This is a genomic window from Stenotrophomonas sp. Ste86, assembly GCF_024519465.1.
GTDB lineage: Bacteria > Pseudomonadota > Gammaproteobacteria > Xanthomonadales > Xanthomonadaceae > Stenotrophomonas.
This window is the reverse complement of sequence record NZ_JALJRW010000001.1, coordinates 221,819-236,726: the sequence shown is the minus strand read 5'-3', so window position 1 is coordinate 236,726 and position 14,908 is coordinate 221,819. Positions and strand designations below refer to the sequence as shown.

11 protein-coding genes are annotated in these 14,908 nt (G+C 69.2%); 5 read left to right on the top strand and 6 right to left on the bottom strand.

Features of this window, described 5'->3' with window-relative positions; all coding sequences use genetic code 11:
- Window positions 1–23: 23 nt before the first annotated feature.
- The 3 genes from NR101_RS01025 to imuA are packed head-to-tail and all read right to left on the bottom strand — an operon-like array spanning window position 24 to window position 5,164.
- On the bottom strand, window positions 24–3,125 hold the full coding sequence (locus NR101_RS01025; RefSeq protein WP_256774177.1) for an error-prone DNA polymerase: 3,102 nt from the start codon (window positions 3,123–3,125) through the stop codon (window positions 24–26).
- Window positions 3,122–4,537: a DNA polymerase Y family protein gene (locus tag NR101_RS01020; protein ID WP_256774178.1), complete on the bottom strand. Its 1,416-nt coding sequence runs from the start codon at window positions 4,535–4,537 to the stop codon at window positions 3,122–3,124. The genes NR101_RS01025 and NR101_RS01020 overlap by 4 nt, the downstream gene beginning before the upstream one ends.
- A gap of 9 nt (window positions 4,538–4,546) precedes the next feature.
- Window positions 4,547–5,164, bottom strand: coding sequence for a translesion DNA synthesis-associated protein ImuA (gene imuA / locus NR101_RS01015; RefSeq protein ID WP_256774179.1), 618 nt, complete (start codon window positions 5,162–5,164; stop codon window positions 4,547–4,549).
- 336 nt (window positions 5,165–5,500) lie between these two features.
- Between imuA and NR101_RS01010 the strand changes: the two genes are divergently transcribed.
- Window positions 5,501–6,391, top strand: coding sequence for a sterol desaturase family protein (locus NR101_RS01010; protein WP_256774180.1), 891 nt, complete (start codon window positions 5,501–5,503; stop codon window positions 6,389–6,391).
- Here the strand turns inward: NR101_RS01010 and NR101_RS01005 are convergent.
- Together NR101_RS01005 and NR101_RS01000 are read right to left on the bottom strand one after the other, a co-directional pair.
- A complete protein-coding gene (locus NR101_RS01005; RefSeq protein WP_256774181.1) occupies window positions 6,301–7,059 on the bottom strand; it encodes an AraC family transcriptional regulator in 759 nt (252 codons plus the stop codon). The genes NR101_RS01010 and NR101_RS01005 overlap by 91 nt on opposite strands.
- Before the next feature lie 97 nt (window positions 7,060–7,156).
- Window positions 7,157–8,326 carry an MFS transporter gene (locus NR101_RS01000; protein WP_256774182.1) on the bottom strand — a complete coding sequence of 390 codons (1,170 nt, stop codon included), beginning with the start codon at window positions 8,324–8,326 and terminating at the stop codon, window positions 7,157–7,159.
- Window positions 8,327–8,402: 76 nt separating this feature from the next.
- On the opposite strand from NR101_RS01000, the gene NR101_RS00995 reads away from it, so the two are divergent.
- Window positions 8,403–8,846, top strand: a complete 444-nt coding sequence (locus NR101_RS00995; RefSeq protein ID WP_256774183.1) for a helix-turn-helix domain-containing protein — start codon at window positions 8,403–8,405, stop codon at window positions 8,844–8,846.
- Between the two features lie 270 nt (window positions 8,847–9,116).
- Window positions 9,117–11,948 carry a glycoside hydrolase family 3 C-terminal domain-containing protein gene (locus NR101_RS00990; RefSeq protein ID WP_256774184.1) on the top strand — a complete coding sequence of 944 codons (2,832 nt, stop codon included), beginning with the start codon at window positions 9,117–9,119 and terminating at the stop codon, window positions 11,946–11,948.
- A 117-nt stretch (window positions 11,949–12,065) separates the two neighbouring features.
- On the opposite strand, the gene NR101_RS00985 is transcribed toward NR101_RS00990, so the two are convergent.
- The gene (locus NR101_RS00985) at window positions 12,066–12,962 is read right to left on the bottom strand and encodes a LysR family transcriptional regulator (RefSeq protein ID WP_256774366.1); all 897 of its coding nucleotides are present in this window, start codon (window positions 12,960–12,962) and stop codon (window positions 12,066–12,068) included.
- Window positions 12,963–13,069: 107 nt separating this feature from the next.
- Here NR101_RS00985 and NR101_RS00980 point away from each other — a divergent pair, with 107 nt between their 5' ends.
- Both NR101_RS00980 and NR101_RS00975 read left to right on the top strand, forming a co-directional pair.
- On the top strand, window positions 13,070–14,428 hold the full coding sequence (locus NR101_RS00980; protein ID WP_256774185.1) for an MFS transporter: 1,359 nt from the start codon (window positions 13,070–13,072) through the stop codon (window positions 14,426–14,428).
- Window positions 14,425–14,838 carry a DUF4440 domain-containing protein gene (locus tag NR101_RS00975; RefSeq protein WP_256777686.1) on the top strand — a complete coding sequence of 138 codons (414 nt, stop codon included), beginning with the start codon at window positions 14,425–14,427 and terminating at the stop codon, window positions 14,836–14,838. The genes NR101_RS00980 and NR101_RS00975 overlap by 4 nt, the downstream gene beginning before the upstream one ends.
- Window positions 14,839–14,908: the final 70 nt, after the last annotated feature.

The following is a 14,908-nucleotide window of genomic DNA, read 5'->3' as shown; positions in this document are numbered from 1 at the left end:
GATCACGCGCTGCGCGCGGGCACTCAGTGGAAGTCGCGGCTGCGCGTACGCACGCCGTCGATCAGGGCATCGATGTTGTACATCTGCCGCACGATCAGGTGCTGCACGCCGTCCACGCGTTCGAGGCGGCCGTCGATCTGCATCATCTGCGCTTCGACCAGCACGCGGTGCTGGCGGTCGGCGATCTTGCGCCAGACCACGGCATTGACCATGCCGCATTCGTCTTCCAGGGTGAGGAAGGTGACCCCGCTGGCGGTCTGCGGGCGCTGGCGCATGCGCACCAGCCCGGCAAAACGCACGCTGCGCCCGTGCGGCAACGCGGCCAGTTCGTCCGAGCGCTGGCAGCGGCGCTGGCGCAGTTGCGGGCGGATGAAGGACACCATGTGCCGGCCGAGCGTGGTGCCGGTGCTGTTGTAATCGGCCTGCATGTCCTCGAAAGCGCTGGGCAGCGGCAACGGCACGCTGGCTTCGACGGTGGCGCGCGCGGTGTCGAACAGCGGCAGCGGTTTTTCCACGCCGGACACTTCCCAGCGCGCACGATGGCGATGCCCGCTCAGGCCTTTCAATGCGCCGGCGTCGGCAAGCAGGCCCTGGTGGCGACGGTCCAGCCGCGCGCGTTGGCTGAGATCGGCCACGCTCTCGAACGGCAGCCGTGCGCGTGCCTGCACCAGCGCGGTGGCCACGTCTTCGCTGAAGCCGTCGATCAGGCGCAGGCCCAGGCGGATGCCGAACGGACGCCCGGGCGCGGTGGGCGCCACCAGCGTGCAGTCCCAGTCGCTGTGGCGCACATCCACCGGCAGCACCGGCACGCCATGGCGGCGCGCGTCCTGCAGGATCTGGTCGGGCGTGTAGAAGCCCAACGGCTGGCTGTTGATCAGGCTGGCGGCGAATGCGGAGGGATGGTGGCACTTGAGCCAGCAGCTGACATAGGTGATCAGCGCGAAGCTGGCCGCGTGGCTCTCCGGGAAACCGTAGCTGCCGAAGCCCTTGATCTGTTCGAACAGGCGCTCGCCGTATTCGCGGCTGTGGCCATGGGCGGCCATGCCGGTGAGCAGCTTGTCGCGGTGCGGCTCCAGCCCGCCATGGCGCTTCCACGCCGCCATCGAGCGGCGCAGTGCATCGGCCTCGCCGGGGCTGAAGCCGGCGGCGGCGACCGCCAGTTGCATCACCTGTTCCTGGAACAGCGGCACGCCCAGGGTGCGCTTGAAGACCTTCTCCAGCGCGGGCGGGTAGTCGATCTCCTCGATGCCTTCTTCCTTGAGCTTCTTGCGCCGGTTCAGGTACGGATGGACCATGTCGCCCTGGATCGGGCCGGGGCGCACGATCGCCACTTCGATCACCAGGTCGTAGAAGCAGCGCGGCTGCATGCGCGGCAGCATTGCCATCTGCGCGCGCGATTCGATCTGGAACACGCCCAGGGTGTCGGCGCGGCAGATCATGTCGTAGGTGGGGCCATCGCCGGAGGGGATATCGGCCATGCCCATCTTCGGCGCGCCATGCGCGTGCAGCATGGCCAGGCATTTGCGCACGGCGGTGAGCATGCCCAGCGCCAGGCAGTCGACCTTCATCAGCCCGGTGGCGTCCAGGTCGTCCTTGTCCCACTGGATCACGGTGCGATCGGCCATGGCCGCGTTCTCCACTGGCACCAGCGTGGACAGGGGGTGTTCGGAAATCACGAAACCGCCCGGGTGCTGGGACAGGTGGCGCGGAAAATCGACCAGTTCGCTGGTCAATGCCACCACCCGCCGCATCAACGGCGTGTCCGGGTCGAAGCCACGCTCGCGCAGGGCCTCGGGCAGGGGTTCGTGGCTGCTCCAGCGGTCCAGGCACGCGGCCAGTTCGTTGACCTGATCCGGCGGCAGGCCGAGCACGCGGGCCACGTCGCGCACCGCGCTGCGGCCGCGGTAGCTGATGGCCACGGCGGTGAGCGCGGCGCGTTCGCGGCCATAGCGGTTGAACACGTACTGCAGCACTTCCTCGCGGCGCTCGTGTTCGAAATCGATGTCGATGTCCGGCGGTTCGTCGCGCTCGGCGGAAATGAAGCGCTCGAACAGCAGCTCCATGTCGCTGGGGTCGATCTCGGTCACGCCCAGCACGTAGCACACCGACGAATTGGCCGCCGAGCCGCGGCCCTGGCACAGGATCTGCTGGCGGCGCGCGAAGCGCACGATGTCGTGCACGGTCAGGAAGTAGGACTCGTACTGCTTGGTGTGGATCAGGTGCAGTTCGTGTTCTATCTGCGCGCGCTGCTTGGCGGTGGCACCGCTTTTCCAGCGCCATTGCATGCCTTCCTCGACCAGCGTGCGCAGCCAGCTGGCCGGGTCGTGCCCGGCCGGGATCAGTTCGCGGGGGTAGGTGTAGTGCAGCTGTTTGAGGTCGAAGTGGCAGCGTTCGGCGATGCGCAGGGTTTCGGCCAGCAACGCGGGCGGGTACAGCGCGGCCAGCGCCTGGCGGGTGCGCAGGTGGCGCTCGCCGTTGGGAAACAGCCGCCAGCCGGCATCGGCGATGGTGCAGTGGTGGCGTATCGCGGTGAGGGTGTCCTGCAGGGCGCGACGGCGGCGGACGTGCATGTGCACATCGCCGCTTGCCACCAGCGGGAGGGCGTGTTCGTCGCCGAAGCGTTGCAGCGTCGCCAGGCGTTGCGCATCGTCGGCCTCACGGTGCAGCTCCACCGCCAGCCATAGCCGCTGCGCGAAGCGCGCCTGCAGCCAGGCGGCATCCTGTGCCGTGGGCGTGCGGTCCAGCCACAGGCACAGCAGGCTGGCCGGCAGCGCATCGAAGTCCTCGCGCACGCAGCGGTACTCGCCCTTGGGCGCGCGCCGACGGCAGGTGGTGATCAGCTGGCACAGGCCGGCGTAGGCGGCCAGGTCGGTGCACAGCAGCACCAGCCTGGGGCCGTCCTCGATCTGGAACTCGGCGCCGGTGATCAACGCCAGGTCGTGTTTCTTCGCGGCCTGCCAGGCGCGCACGATGCCGGCCAGCGAGCATTCGTCGGTGATCGCCAGCGCGCGGTAGCCCTGGCCCTTGGCGCGGGCGAACAGTTCCTCGGCGATGGACGCGCCACGCTGGAAACTGAAGGCCGACAGGCAGTGCAGTTCGGCGTAGTCGGGCAGGGCGGTGCTCATGCGAACCAGCCGTGCAGCATCCACGGGCCGCCGCGCGTGTCGGCACTGGTATAGGCCCAGCCACGCTGGCCCTGCGCGGTTTCCACCACGTAGTAGTCGCGGCGGATATCGCCTTCGTCCCACCAGCCCGATTCGATCCGTTCGGGGCCGGACAGGATGCGCAGGTGCGGATCGAGCAGCGGTTGCGGGCGCGGCAGCAGCCAGCCCGGGCGTAGGGGCAGCAGCGGCGGCGGGCCTTTGGGCGCGCCGTGCGCATCGCCGCTGGCCCGTTCCGGGCGGTGCTCGGCACGCAGTCCCAGGCCCTGCACGGCATCGTCGCCGAGGCGCGCGCGCAGGCGTTCGCGCACCTGTTCCCAGGGCATCGCCTGTTGCGGGCGCGGGTCGAACAGGTCGCGCGCGGCCGGCACGAACGGTGGCAGGTGCTCGGCCTGCAGGCGCAGGCCACGGCTGCCGGCCGGCAGCTGCAGGTGGTCCACGCGGTTGCGGGCCAGCTCGAACAGCATCGCCGCATCGCGCTCGGGCGCGAGCAGGCCGATGCTCAGGCAGGTGTCCGGGTGCTGGTCGTGTTCGAACCACAGGTCGAAACGCTGCACCCCGCCATCGCGCGAACACAGGAACGCGGCCAGGTCGCCGGTCAGGCGACGCAGCGGGAACAGCAGAGCCTGGGTGGACTCGATTTCGTAATCGAACTCGATGCGCGCATCGAAGCGGTCCGGTGGCTGGAAATAGCGTAACGGCGGCGTACTGATTCCGCGCAGCGCGTCCAGGTGGGCCAGCACCTGGGGCGGGAAACGCCGGGCCAGGCTCTCGCGCGGCAGCTGGAAGGCCGCGCCCAGCGTGCGCAGGCCCGAGCGCGCCAATACCGTGACCGCCTCGGCGGGCAGGCCGCTGCGTTCGATCGGGAGCTGCGCCAGGGTGGCGTCCAGTTGGCTGGCGTCCACGCCCAGCCGTGCATGCGCGCGAGTCAGTACCCAGGCCGCATGTGGATTGGGCGCGGCAACCAGGCGATGGCGGAAACCGAGGTCCTTCAAGCCATCGCAGAGACGCTTTTCGATCGCCGGCCAATCGCCGAACAGCGCGCGGCTGGCGCCGATCTCCAGCGCCAGCGCGTGCGGGAAAGCCAGGCTGACCTGCGAGCTGATGCCGTACAGCCAGCTGGCCAGCAGGTGCCGGGTGGCCTGTTCTGCGCGCGGATCATGTTCAACGGTGAGCATGTCGCGGGTGAGCACCTGCGCGGCCGAGAGCAGCATGCCGCGACGCAACCCCAATTGGCGGGCCGACGGGCTCACCGCATGCAGCACGCGGCGCTGCGCCGGGCCGCTGAGCAGCACCAGCGGCACCGACGGATCGGGCTGCTGGCGCAGGGCGGCATCCAGCGCCAGCTGTGGCAACAAGAGGCAGGCCCAGTGCACGGCGGCCGCTCAATGCGCCAGCGACAGCGGCAAGGGCTGCGCCGGGGCCATGCCGCCGCGACACTTGAGCACGCGTACCTGGCCGTTTTGCAGTTGCAGGCGCAGCGGCGCCGGTGAACTGTTGCGCGCCTGGCGCAGGTCGCGGAAGGCAAACCCCAGGCACTGGCCGGTTTCGGCGGCCACCTGCAGCCGGCGCAGGGCGCGGTCGTCGGCCTGCTGCGGCCAGCACAGCACGGCGGCGCAGGCCGCAGAACGCAGGCACTGTTCGGCGGCCCACAGGGCATCGCGCGGGGCTGCCCGCACCACCTGCACCTGGTTCAAGGCCAGCCCGGCACCGGCCCAGCCGGGCGCATGCGGCAGGTAGGGCGGGGCAATCAGCACGATGGTCTGCTGCTGCTGGCTCAGCCGCGCCAGGGTCGGCCAGACCAACGCCAGCTCGCCGTGCCCCGGCGCGGCCAGCAGCACCTCCGACAGCGCCGCCGGCGGCCAGCCGCCGCCGGGCAGGCGGGCGTCCAGCGCCGGGTGGCCGGTAGGATGCGGGGCCGTGGCCGGCGGCGTGGCCTGCGGCCTGCCGCGCCAGACCTGCCGGCTTTCCAGCAACTGGTCCAGGGCCAGTACCGCGCCCATCAGCGCACCTCCCGAAGGGGCTGGCGCAGGCAGGCGGGGGCGGCAAGGCGGGGCATGGCGGGCAGTATCGGCAGGGTCGGTGTCAGGGGCTGAGACCGACAATCCTACCGGCAATTAGTAAAAATGCTAACGATCCGCGCGCCGGCAGTTTGAACGCAGCCGGGGTGATGAATGCTTCAGCCAGTGGCCTGCCCGCCGCTTCAGCGGCCGTGGGGGTCGGGTCGATGTGGAGGGCATGGAAGGCCGCACCGGCGGCCGCGGCGGGATGCGCGGTTTGTTCAAGCCCGGCCGCGCCATTGTCGCGAGCATGGCCGCTCCTTTGTATGGAGCAGGTCGATGAAGCGATGGTGGTTGGCGTTGTATGCGCCGGGAATGCTGCTGGGATGCGTGGGAATGGCCACGTGGTGGGTGGGGTATGCAGCGGGGTCGGCCCTGTGGCTGCTGCCGGGGTTGATGCTGGCCATCGCGGTGTCGTGGCTGGCCGAGCGCTGCTGGCCGTATGACCCGGCCTTCAACGCACGCCAGGGCGATGCGGGCCGCGATGCCGTCCACGCGCTGGTGAATGAAGGGTTGAACCTGCTGGCGATCGGTGCGATTCCGCTGGTGGCCGCGTGGGTGCCGTGGCAGCTGTGGCCGACGCACTGGAGTGTTGTGGCGCAGGTGGTGCTGGCGATCGTCGCCGCGGACCTGGGCATCACCCTGGTGCATTACGCCAGCCATCGCTGGGCCTGGCTGTGGCGGTTGCATGCGGTCCACCACAGCGTGACCCGCATGTATGGGTTCAACGGATTGATGAAGCACCCGCTGCACCAGACGGCCGAAGCCTTGGGCGGGGTGCTGCCGCTGCTGTTGCTGGGCATGCCGTACCCGGTGGCGGCGGTGCTGGCCTTCGCCATTGCCATCCAGCTGCTGCTGCAGCACTCCAACGTGGACATGCGGCCGGGCTGGCTGGGCAAGGTGATGGCATGGGCCCCGCTGCATCGGTTCCACCATATGCGCTATGGCACGGCCGGCGACGTCAATTTCGGGCTGTTCCTGACCGTCTGGGACCATCTGCTGGGCACCGCGTTCGATGCGGACTACCGGATGCGGGTGGATGATCTGGGCATCGGCAGCCAGCCGGATTATCCCAAGGATTACACAGGGCAGCTGCTGGCCCCGTTCCGTGCATTGCCGCATGGGGAGGCCCCGCCGCCACCGCCGGGGCTGGAGCGGTCGTCGCGGTAGTGCTGCAGGTGCAGGCGTGACAGATGCTCGGCACGCACGCCGAACATGCGCCGCAGGCTGCGCGAAAAATGGGCCAGGTCGGCGAAGCCGGCGGCATGGGCGCAGGCGGTGAGGCTGTGGTCCTCCATCACCAGGACCAGGGCCTGGCGCAGCCTGCGCCACAGCACCAGGCCGCGCAGCGATACCGCCAGGTCCTGCTGGAAGCGGCGGTGCAACTGGCTCTCGGACAGGTGCGCGGCCGCTGCGATGGTCGTGGCCGCGACGCGTTCGGGCAAGTGCGCATCCAGCGCAGACAACGCTGCCTGCAGCCGTCGGTCCAGCGGTGTGCGGGCGATCAGGGTCGACAGGCAGGGCAGCAGTGCCACCGGATCGCAGGGGAGCTGCGGCAGTTGGGCCTGCAGATGCGCCAGGTCGACATGGCTGGGTTCCAGCCACAGCGTGCAGCCGCGCGCGGGGGCGGCAAGCACGGCATGTGACTGGAAGGAGGGCAGCAGCATGCGCGGCCCGGACCGCATGCCGTCTTCGTCCTCTATCGTCCACTGTCCGGTGTCAGCCAGCAGGATCTGATGCGCGTAGTGGGCATGGGCACCGGTGGCGCCGGCATGGCCCTGCAGCAGGGCGAAATGCGCACCGAGCAGCAACGTGCCGGTCCAGCGTTGCTCGTTCACCACCACCACCGCATTCTGCGCATCATCATGTCGACATGGCAGGGTTGCCTGTGTCCAACAGGGTAGCGGAAACACGGCCGCCGCCCCATCGCAACGCTCACCGGGAACGACGCAGGGCCGCCCATAGGCCCAGGGCAAGCAACGAGACGCACCCGCCTGCGATGCACACACCGCTCCACCCGTAGCTTGCATACACCGCGCTGCCCAGCACCGCACCCAACCCGCTGCCGGCGGCATAGAACAGCATGTAGGCGGCGATCACCTGTGCCTGCGCGTGCGGCGCGGCGGCCAGAATCAGGCTCTGGTTGGTGACATGCAGGGCCTGCACCGCCAGATCGAGCAGCAGCACGCCCAGCACCAGCCAGCCCAGGTGCAGCGACAGCCCCGCCAGCGGCGCCCAGCTCAGCAGCAACAACAGCAACGCCGCGCCGGTCACGCGTTCGGCATGGCCTTGATCGCTCCAGTGCCCGCTGCGTGAGGCGGCCAGCGCACCGAGCAGGCCGACCAGCGCGAACGCGCCGATCGCGGTGTGGTCGAGCGCATGCGGCGGTGCGCTCAGGGGCAGCGCCATGCTGCTCCAGAACAGCCCGAACGCAACGAACATCAGCAAGCCCAGCACGCCGCGCCGGCGCAGTACCGGTTGCTGGCGCAGCAGTGCGAACAGGGACAGCTGCGGCGTTGCGGCCGGTATCGGCAAACGTGGCAGGCGCACCCACAGCAGCACGCCGCTGACCACCATCAGCGCGGCCGACAGCAGGTAGACCGCGCGCCACCCGGCCAGGTCGGCAACGCCACCGGCCACCACCCGCGCCAGCAGCAACCCGATCACCACCCCGGCCTGGGCGGCACCCACCACGCGGCCGCGCTCGTGCGGATCGGCGGCGGCGGCCGCATAGGCGATCAGGCCCTGGGTCATCGCGGTGCCGAGCAGGCCCAGCGCGAGCATGCCCAGCAACAACGCCAGCGCGTTGCCGGCGCAGGCGACGCCGAGCAGGGCCAGCACCAGCGCCGCGTTCTGCACCGCCATCAGGCGGCGTCGGTCGCGGCGGTCGCCCAGCGGCACCAGCCACAGCAGGGCCAGCACCGAGCCGAGCTGGGTAGCGGCGATCACCACGCCGATCCGCGCGGTGCCGATGTCCAGGTCCGCTGCCAGCGCATCCAACAGGGGCTGGGCGTAGTAGACGTTGGCCACGCTGAGCCCGGCGGCACAGGCGAACAGCACCAGCAGGGGCGTGGCGGTACGGGGCAGGGAGGCGGCATGCGACATCCGGTGGTCTCAAATTAGAACCAGTTGATTCTGGCGCACATGGTTCTAAAATGAAACCACTTCTGGAGGGCCCGCCATGAATGACGATCCGAACCTGACCTGCCCGGTGGCGCGCGCGCTGGACGTGGTGGGCGATCGCTGGTCGCTGCTGATCGTGCGCGACGCCTTCGACGGCGTGTGCCGTTTCAGTGATTTCCAACGCAGCCTGGGCATGTCGCGCAGCATGCTCAGCCAGCGCCTGCAGGCCTTGCAGGACTCCGGCGTGCTGGCACAGCAGGCGGCGGCCGATGGCAGCCGTTACCACGACTATGTGCTGACTACGCAGGGCCGGGCGCTGTTCCCGCTGGTGGTGGCGCTGCGGCAATGGGGCGAAGGCTTCCTGTTCGCCGAAGGTGAACCGCGTTCGCAGTTGCTGACGATCACCGAGGGCCGTGAACTGGCCCCGCTGCTGCCGCGCGACGCAGACGGGCAGGTGCTGGAGCCGACGGCCACCCACGTGGTGAAGCCCCCGGCAGGGTGATCGCAAGCCACCGCACGCGCCTGCGAATCTGAACACGCTGTTGACAGGCATGAACAGGGTGGACGACTCTTCACCGGATGGGTGCCGCCTGCGGCGCCCACCGGACAGCATGGCTGTATCGACGGGCGGAGGGGCCTGGTCGTAGCTGCGCTGCCCCGGGTAGTACCCGATACCGGCCTGCAAAGGCCGGGATCCGCCATCTTGGCGCTGCACCCTTCTGCGGCACGACTCCCTGGATTTTTTGCGTAAGCAAAGGTGTTTCGCCCGCTCATGAAAACGATTTCAAAGCCACTGGCCCTGACGGCCGCCATCACGCTCTCGCTCGCCGCTTCGGCCTGGGCATCCTCGCCGAAGGTCGCCGACAGCGGCGATGCCTTCACCGTGCTCAGCCTGGAACAGGCGCCGGACTGGCTCGATGCCAAGGACGTCGCCGCGCAGTTGCAGGCCCTGAACGTGGACGCGCTGACCATCGGCAACGTGCACCGTGCCGCCGATACGGCTGAAAGCAGCCGCGCGCCGGATCCGCTGGAAGCGCTGGCCGACCAGCTGGGCTACACCTATCGTTTCGTCAGCGCCGATCCGGCCTCGGCCGAGCGCCGCGGCAGCATCGTGATCTCGCGCCTGCCGGTGGAAGCGGCTTCCGGCATCGAAGCCCCGGGCCTGAACTACCTGCGCTTGAACGACGGCCGCCACGTGGTGGCGCTGTATACCCGCACCGCCGATGGCGACGCGACGGGCGCCGCGTTCAAGGCGCTGGTCGATGCATCGCGCGTGGGCGCCCCGGCGGTCCTGCTGGGCGCCGATGAGGCCGGCGCACGCGCGGCCGGCTTCGAGGCGCGTGGTGAGGACACCTATTCCAATGGTTTCCAGTCCGCCTCCCGCACGTCGGTGAAGCTGCGCCTGGATGCCGGCAAGACCGCGCTCAAGGGCACGCTGCTGACGTTGGACTACGCCGCCCCGGTCGGTGGCGACACGCCGTGGATGGATACCTCGCTCAACGCCGATGCACGCGCCCGCCTGATCGTGGCGAAGATGACAGACGATGAGAAGTTCCAGATGCTGCACAGCTACTTCGGGCTGGGCAAGGATGGCGGGCCATTGCCGGAAGGCGCGGTCGGTTCGGCCGGTTTCGTGCCGGGCGTGGCGCGGCTGGGCATTCCGTCGCAGCAGTCGGCCGATGCCGGCGTGGGCGTGACCAACCCGGGCGGCATCCGCAAGGGCGACCACGCTACGGCGATGCCGTCCGGTCCGTCCACCGCGTCCAGTTGGAACCCGGAAGTGGCCTTCGCCGGTGGCGCCACCATGGGCCGCGAGGCCTGGCAGCAGCGCTTCAACATCCTGCTGGCCGGCAGCGTCAACCTGCAGCGCGATCCGCGCAACGGCCGCAACTTCGAGTACGCCGGTGAAGATCCGCTGCTGGCCGGTCGCCTGGTGGGCGAGTCGATCCGTGGCGTGCAGAGCCAGCACGTGGTGTCGACGATGAAGCATTTCGCGCTCAACGACATGGAAACCTCGCGCAATTTCCACAGCGCCGAGATCGGCGAGCAGGCCATGCGTGAGTCGGACCTGCTGGCGTTCGAAATCGCACTGGACATCGGCAAGCCCGGCTCGGTGATGTGCTCCTACAACCGCATCAACGGCACCTACGGCTGCGAGCACGATTACCTGATGAACCAGGTGCTCAAGCAGGAATGGAAGTTCCCCGGTTTCGTGATGTCCGATTGGGGCGGCGTGCACAGCGGTTCGAAGGCGGCACTGGCCGGCCTGGACCAGCAGTCGGCCGGTGAAGTGTTCGACAAGGCGGTGTTCTTCGATGAACCGCTACGCTTGGCCGTGGCCGGTGGCGTGGTGCCGCGCGCCCGTTTGGACGACATGGTCAGGCGGATCCTGCGCGCGATGTTCGCCAACGGCAATTTCGACGTGCCGCCGCAGCACCAGCCGATCGACGATGACGCCGGCTTCGCGGCCGCCCAGCGCACCGTGGAAGAAGGCAGCGTGCTGCTGCGCAATGCCAACAACGTGTTGCCGCTGGGCCCGGAGGTCAAGCGCATCGTGATCATCGGTGGCCACGCCGACAAGGGCGTGATCGGTGGCGGTGGTTCGTCGATGGTCGGCTGGACCGCCAAGGGCACCAACGCGGTACCGGGCGTGCTGCCGACCACCTGGCCGGGTCCGGTGATCTTCCACCCGTCCTCGCCGCTGGAAGCGCTGCGCGCCGAGCGCCCGGACGCCAGCATCGAATACGTGGATGGCCGCAACGTGGCCGCCGCCGCGCGCGCTGCCGCCGCGGCGGATGTGGCGATCGTGTTTGCAACGCAGTGGTCGGCCGAGTCGGTCGATCTGCCGCACATAAAACTGCCCGACAACCAGGACGCGCTGATCGCCGGGGTGGCCAAGGCCAACCCGAAGACGGTGGTGGTGCTGGAAACCAACGGCCCGGTCGAGCTGCCGTGGCTGCAGCAGGTGCCGGCGGTGCTGCAGGCGTGGTACCCGGGCATCCGTGGCGGCGAAGGCATTGCCGCGCTGCTGACCGGCAAGGTCAATCCGTCCGGCCGCCTGCCGGTGACCTGGCCGGTGGATGCCAGCCAGCTGCCGCGCCCGGAAGTGAACGGGCTGGGCTTCAATCCGAAGCACAAGCCGGACGACACCATCGACTACAACATCGAAGGCGCCAACGTCGGCTACAAGTGGTTCGCCGCCAAGGGCCTGGTGCCGCAGTTCGCGTTCGGCCATGGCCTGTCGTACACGCAGTTCAGCTACGACAACCTGAGCGCCACCGCGATGGGCCAGCGCCTGGTCGCCACCGTGGATATCCGCAATACCGGCAAGGTCGCCGGCGCGGACGTGGCGCAGCTGTACCTGAAGATGCCCGATGGCAGCACCACCCCGATCCGCCTGATCGGTTTCCAGAAGGTGATGCTGCAGCCGGGCGAGTCGCGCCGGATCCGCATCGAAGCCGAACCGAAGACGCTGGCCAGCTTCGATACCGCCGACAAGCAGTGGAAGATCGCTGAAGGCCGTTACGAACTGCAGCTGTCGCGCTCGGCCAGCGAGCCGCTGCAGACCACGCCGATCGTGTTGAGCGGTGGTGTGGTGCGCTGAGCAAGGCAGGTACCGGCCACCGGTCGGTACCTACCGGTGCGGGACGGCCAACGGCCGGCACCGACCGGTCCCGGCGTCCCGGCAGGTCACGACCGCTGGTCGTGCCTGCCGTCGGGTTCACCCCGGCAGATGCTGGCGCAGGTGCACCAGCAGCAACTGCACCCGGCGCGAGGGATGCGCGGTGTTGGGAAACACCGCATACACGCCCTGGCGCGGGAAGCGATGCCCACGCAGGATCGGCAGCAGCCGGCCTGCGGCGAGGTCATCGGTGATCAACCACTGCGGCAACACCGTCGCCCCGGCCCCGGCCAGCGCGAAGGCGCGCAGCGTGGACGCATTGTCCACGGTGACCACCGCGTCGGCGGGGTTGCTGGCAAACAGCTGGTCGCTGCCATCGGGCGCGATCAGGGGCAGGTCGGCCAGGCGGGGATAACCCAGCCGAGGCAGCGTGCGTACCCAGTCCGGGTCGTCGCGCGCGGCCGCATCGGGCAACGCAGACAACAGTGACGGCGCGGCCACCGCGCACAATGCATGCTCGTCCAGCAGGGTGGCGCGCAGCTCCGAATCGGCCATGCGCCCGAGCCGGATCGCCAGGTCGAAGCGCTCGGGAATCAGGTCGGCATGCGTCGGCGAGGTCGACAGGTGCAGGCGCAACTGCGGGTGCTGGGCGCGGAATGTTTCCAGCAGCGGCACCAGCCTGGTGCTGGCGTATTCGGGTGTGGTGGTCAGGCGCAGCGTGCCGCACAGCTGCTGTTGTTCGCTGCGGGCCTCCTCGATGGCCTGCTCGGCGGTGGCCAGCATGGCCACGCAATGCTGGTGGAAGCGCTCGCCGGCCTCGGTGAGTGCCAGGCTGCGGGTGTTGCGCACCAGCAGGGTGACGCCCAGCTCCTGTTCCAGCCGTTTGAGGTTGAAGCTCACCACCGCCTTGCTGTGGCCCAGCTGGTGTGCGGCTGCGGTGAGGCTGCCGGCATCGACCACGGCTTTGAAGATCTCGAAGCGGTCCAGGCTGACCATCGCCTTGCCTTTGAGTGTCAAAAATAATTTGACAGTCTTGCATCGGATGCTCGGTTTATCCAGCGCTTCCCCGCGCGCATGCTACGCCCTCGTCAACGGAGCGCGCCATGACCTACCGGGCCAAAGTGGAAGGGCTGTACCTGCTCGGGTTCTCGCTGGACCTGGTCAACATGTTCGTCGGCAACGTCGCCTATCCGGCGCTTGCGGCCGAGCTGCATGCCTCGGTGCCGCAGCTGGCGTGGATCGGCAACGCCTACATGCTCGGGCTGACGCTGGTGATTCCATTGGGTGGCTGGTTGGCCGCGCGGCTGGGCGAACGGGTGCTGCTGTGCCTGTCGCTGGGCGTATTCGCGCTGGCGGCGATCCTGGCCGGCAGCGCGCCGACCATCGAGGCGCTGATCGGCTGGCGGTTGCTGCAGGGCCTCGGTGGTGGGTTGTTGATTCCGGTCGGACAGGCCATGGCCTACCGGCATTGCCCGCCGGCCGAACGGGGTCGGTTGACCGCGCGGATCATGGCGGTCGCGCTGCTGGTGCCGGCACTGTCGCCCGCGCTGGGCGGCTGGCTGGTGGGGCTGGGATCGTGGCGCTGGGTGCTGTGGGCCAGCGTTCCACTGGCGATGCTGGCCCTGGTGCTGGCGGCGATGTGGATCCGGCCCGAAGCGAGGCTGGCGTTGCCGCGCCTGGATCGACGCGGGCTGGTACTGGGCTCGCTGGGCCTGAGCCTGCTGCTGGTGGCCTTGAGTCTGATCGCCGAAGCGCAGCAGCGCGCGCAGGGCATTGCGCTGCTGGCAGCGGCCGCAGGCATTCTGATCGTCTATGCACGCACCGCCCGGCACACCGCGCAGCCGATGCTGCAGTGGACGTTGCTGCGGCATCCTTCGCTGCGGCTGGCGATGCTGATCTACCTGCTCGTGCCGGGCACCTTCATCGGGACCCAACTGGTGGCGACGCTGCTGCTCAACCGGCTCGGCTACAGCCCGGCCAGCATCGGCGGCTTCATGCTGCCGTGGGCGCTGGCTTCGGCGTGTGCCATTGCCACCACCCGTAGCGCGCTGCCGCGGATCGGCCCGCGCGTGCTGCTCAGTGCCGGCATGGCCTGCCAGGCTGCGGGCATCATGCTGCTGCTGGGCGTGCAGCCCTCGCAACCGCTGCTGGCGGTGCTGGCGTTCGCGCTGATGGGCCTGGGCGGCAGCCTGTGCAGCAGCACCGCACAGACGCTGGCGTTCCAGGGTCTGGCGCATGAAGAACTGATGCCGGGCAGCGCGTTGTGGAATCTCAATCGCCAGCTCAGCTTCTGCCTGGCCGCCGCACTGCTGGCGTGCGTGCTGGGTGCATTGACCGCCGTGCTGCCCGAGCGCGCGTTTTTCCTCACGCTGCTGCTGGCCAGCGGCATGACCCTGCTGCCACTGCCACTGCTGTGGCGGATACCGGCAGCGTCCCTTTCCCTGCGAGCCAATCCCACATGACCCCTGCACAGACCGAACGTTCCCACGCCGCCTTCGATGAGGTGCGCATGCTGCACGTGCTGATCGAAGACTGGTTCAACGCGCGCCTGCCGGCCAGTGATCTGGGACGGCTGCTGGCACGTTTCACCGATGACTTCAGCATGGTCGGCATCGGCGGGGGGCGCCTGGACAAGCCGGCACTGGCGCGCTTCTTCGCGGGCGCGCATGGACGACGGACAGGCCTGCGCATCGAGGTGGCCGAGTTGGCGGCGATCGCGCTGCCGGGCGGTGCCTGTGCGGTGCGCTACCGCGAAGACCATACCGACCATGCCGGGGTAGCGACCCGGCGCGAAGCGCTGGCAGTGCTGGTCGCCGGACACGACGGTGGGCTGCAGTGGGCGGCTTTGCAGGAAACGTCGGTTGGCGCATGAATGCGCGCAATGGCGACCTTTGGCACCTACCCGGGCCGTGCGCCCGGCGCTAGGCTGCAAAGGTTCGTCG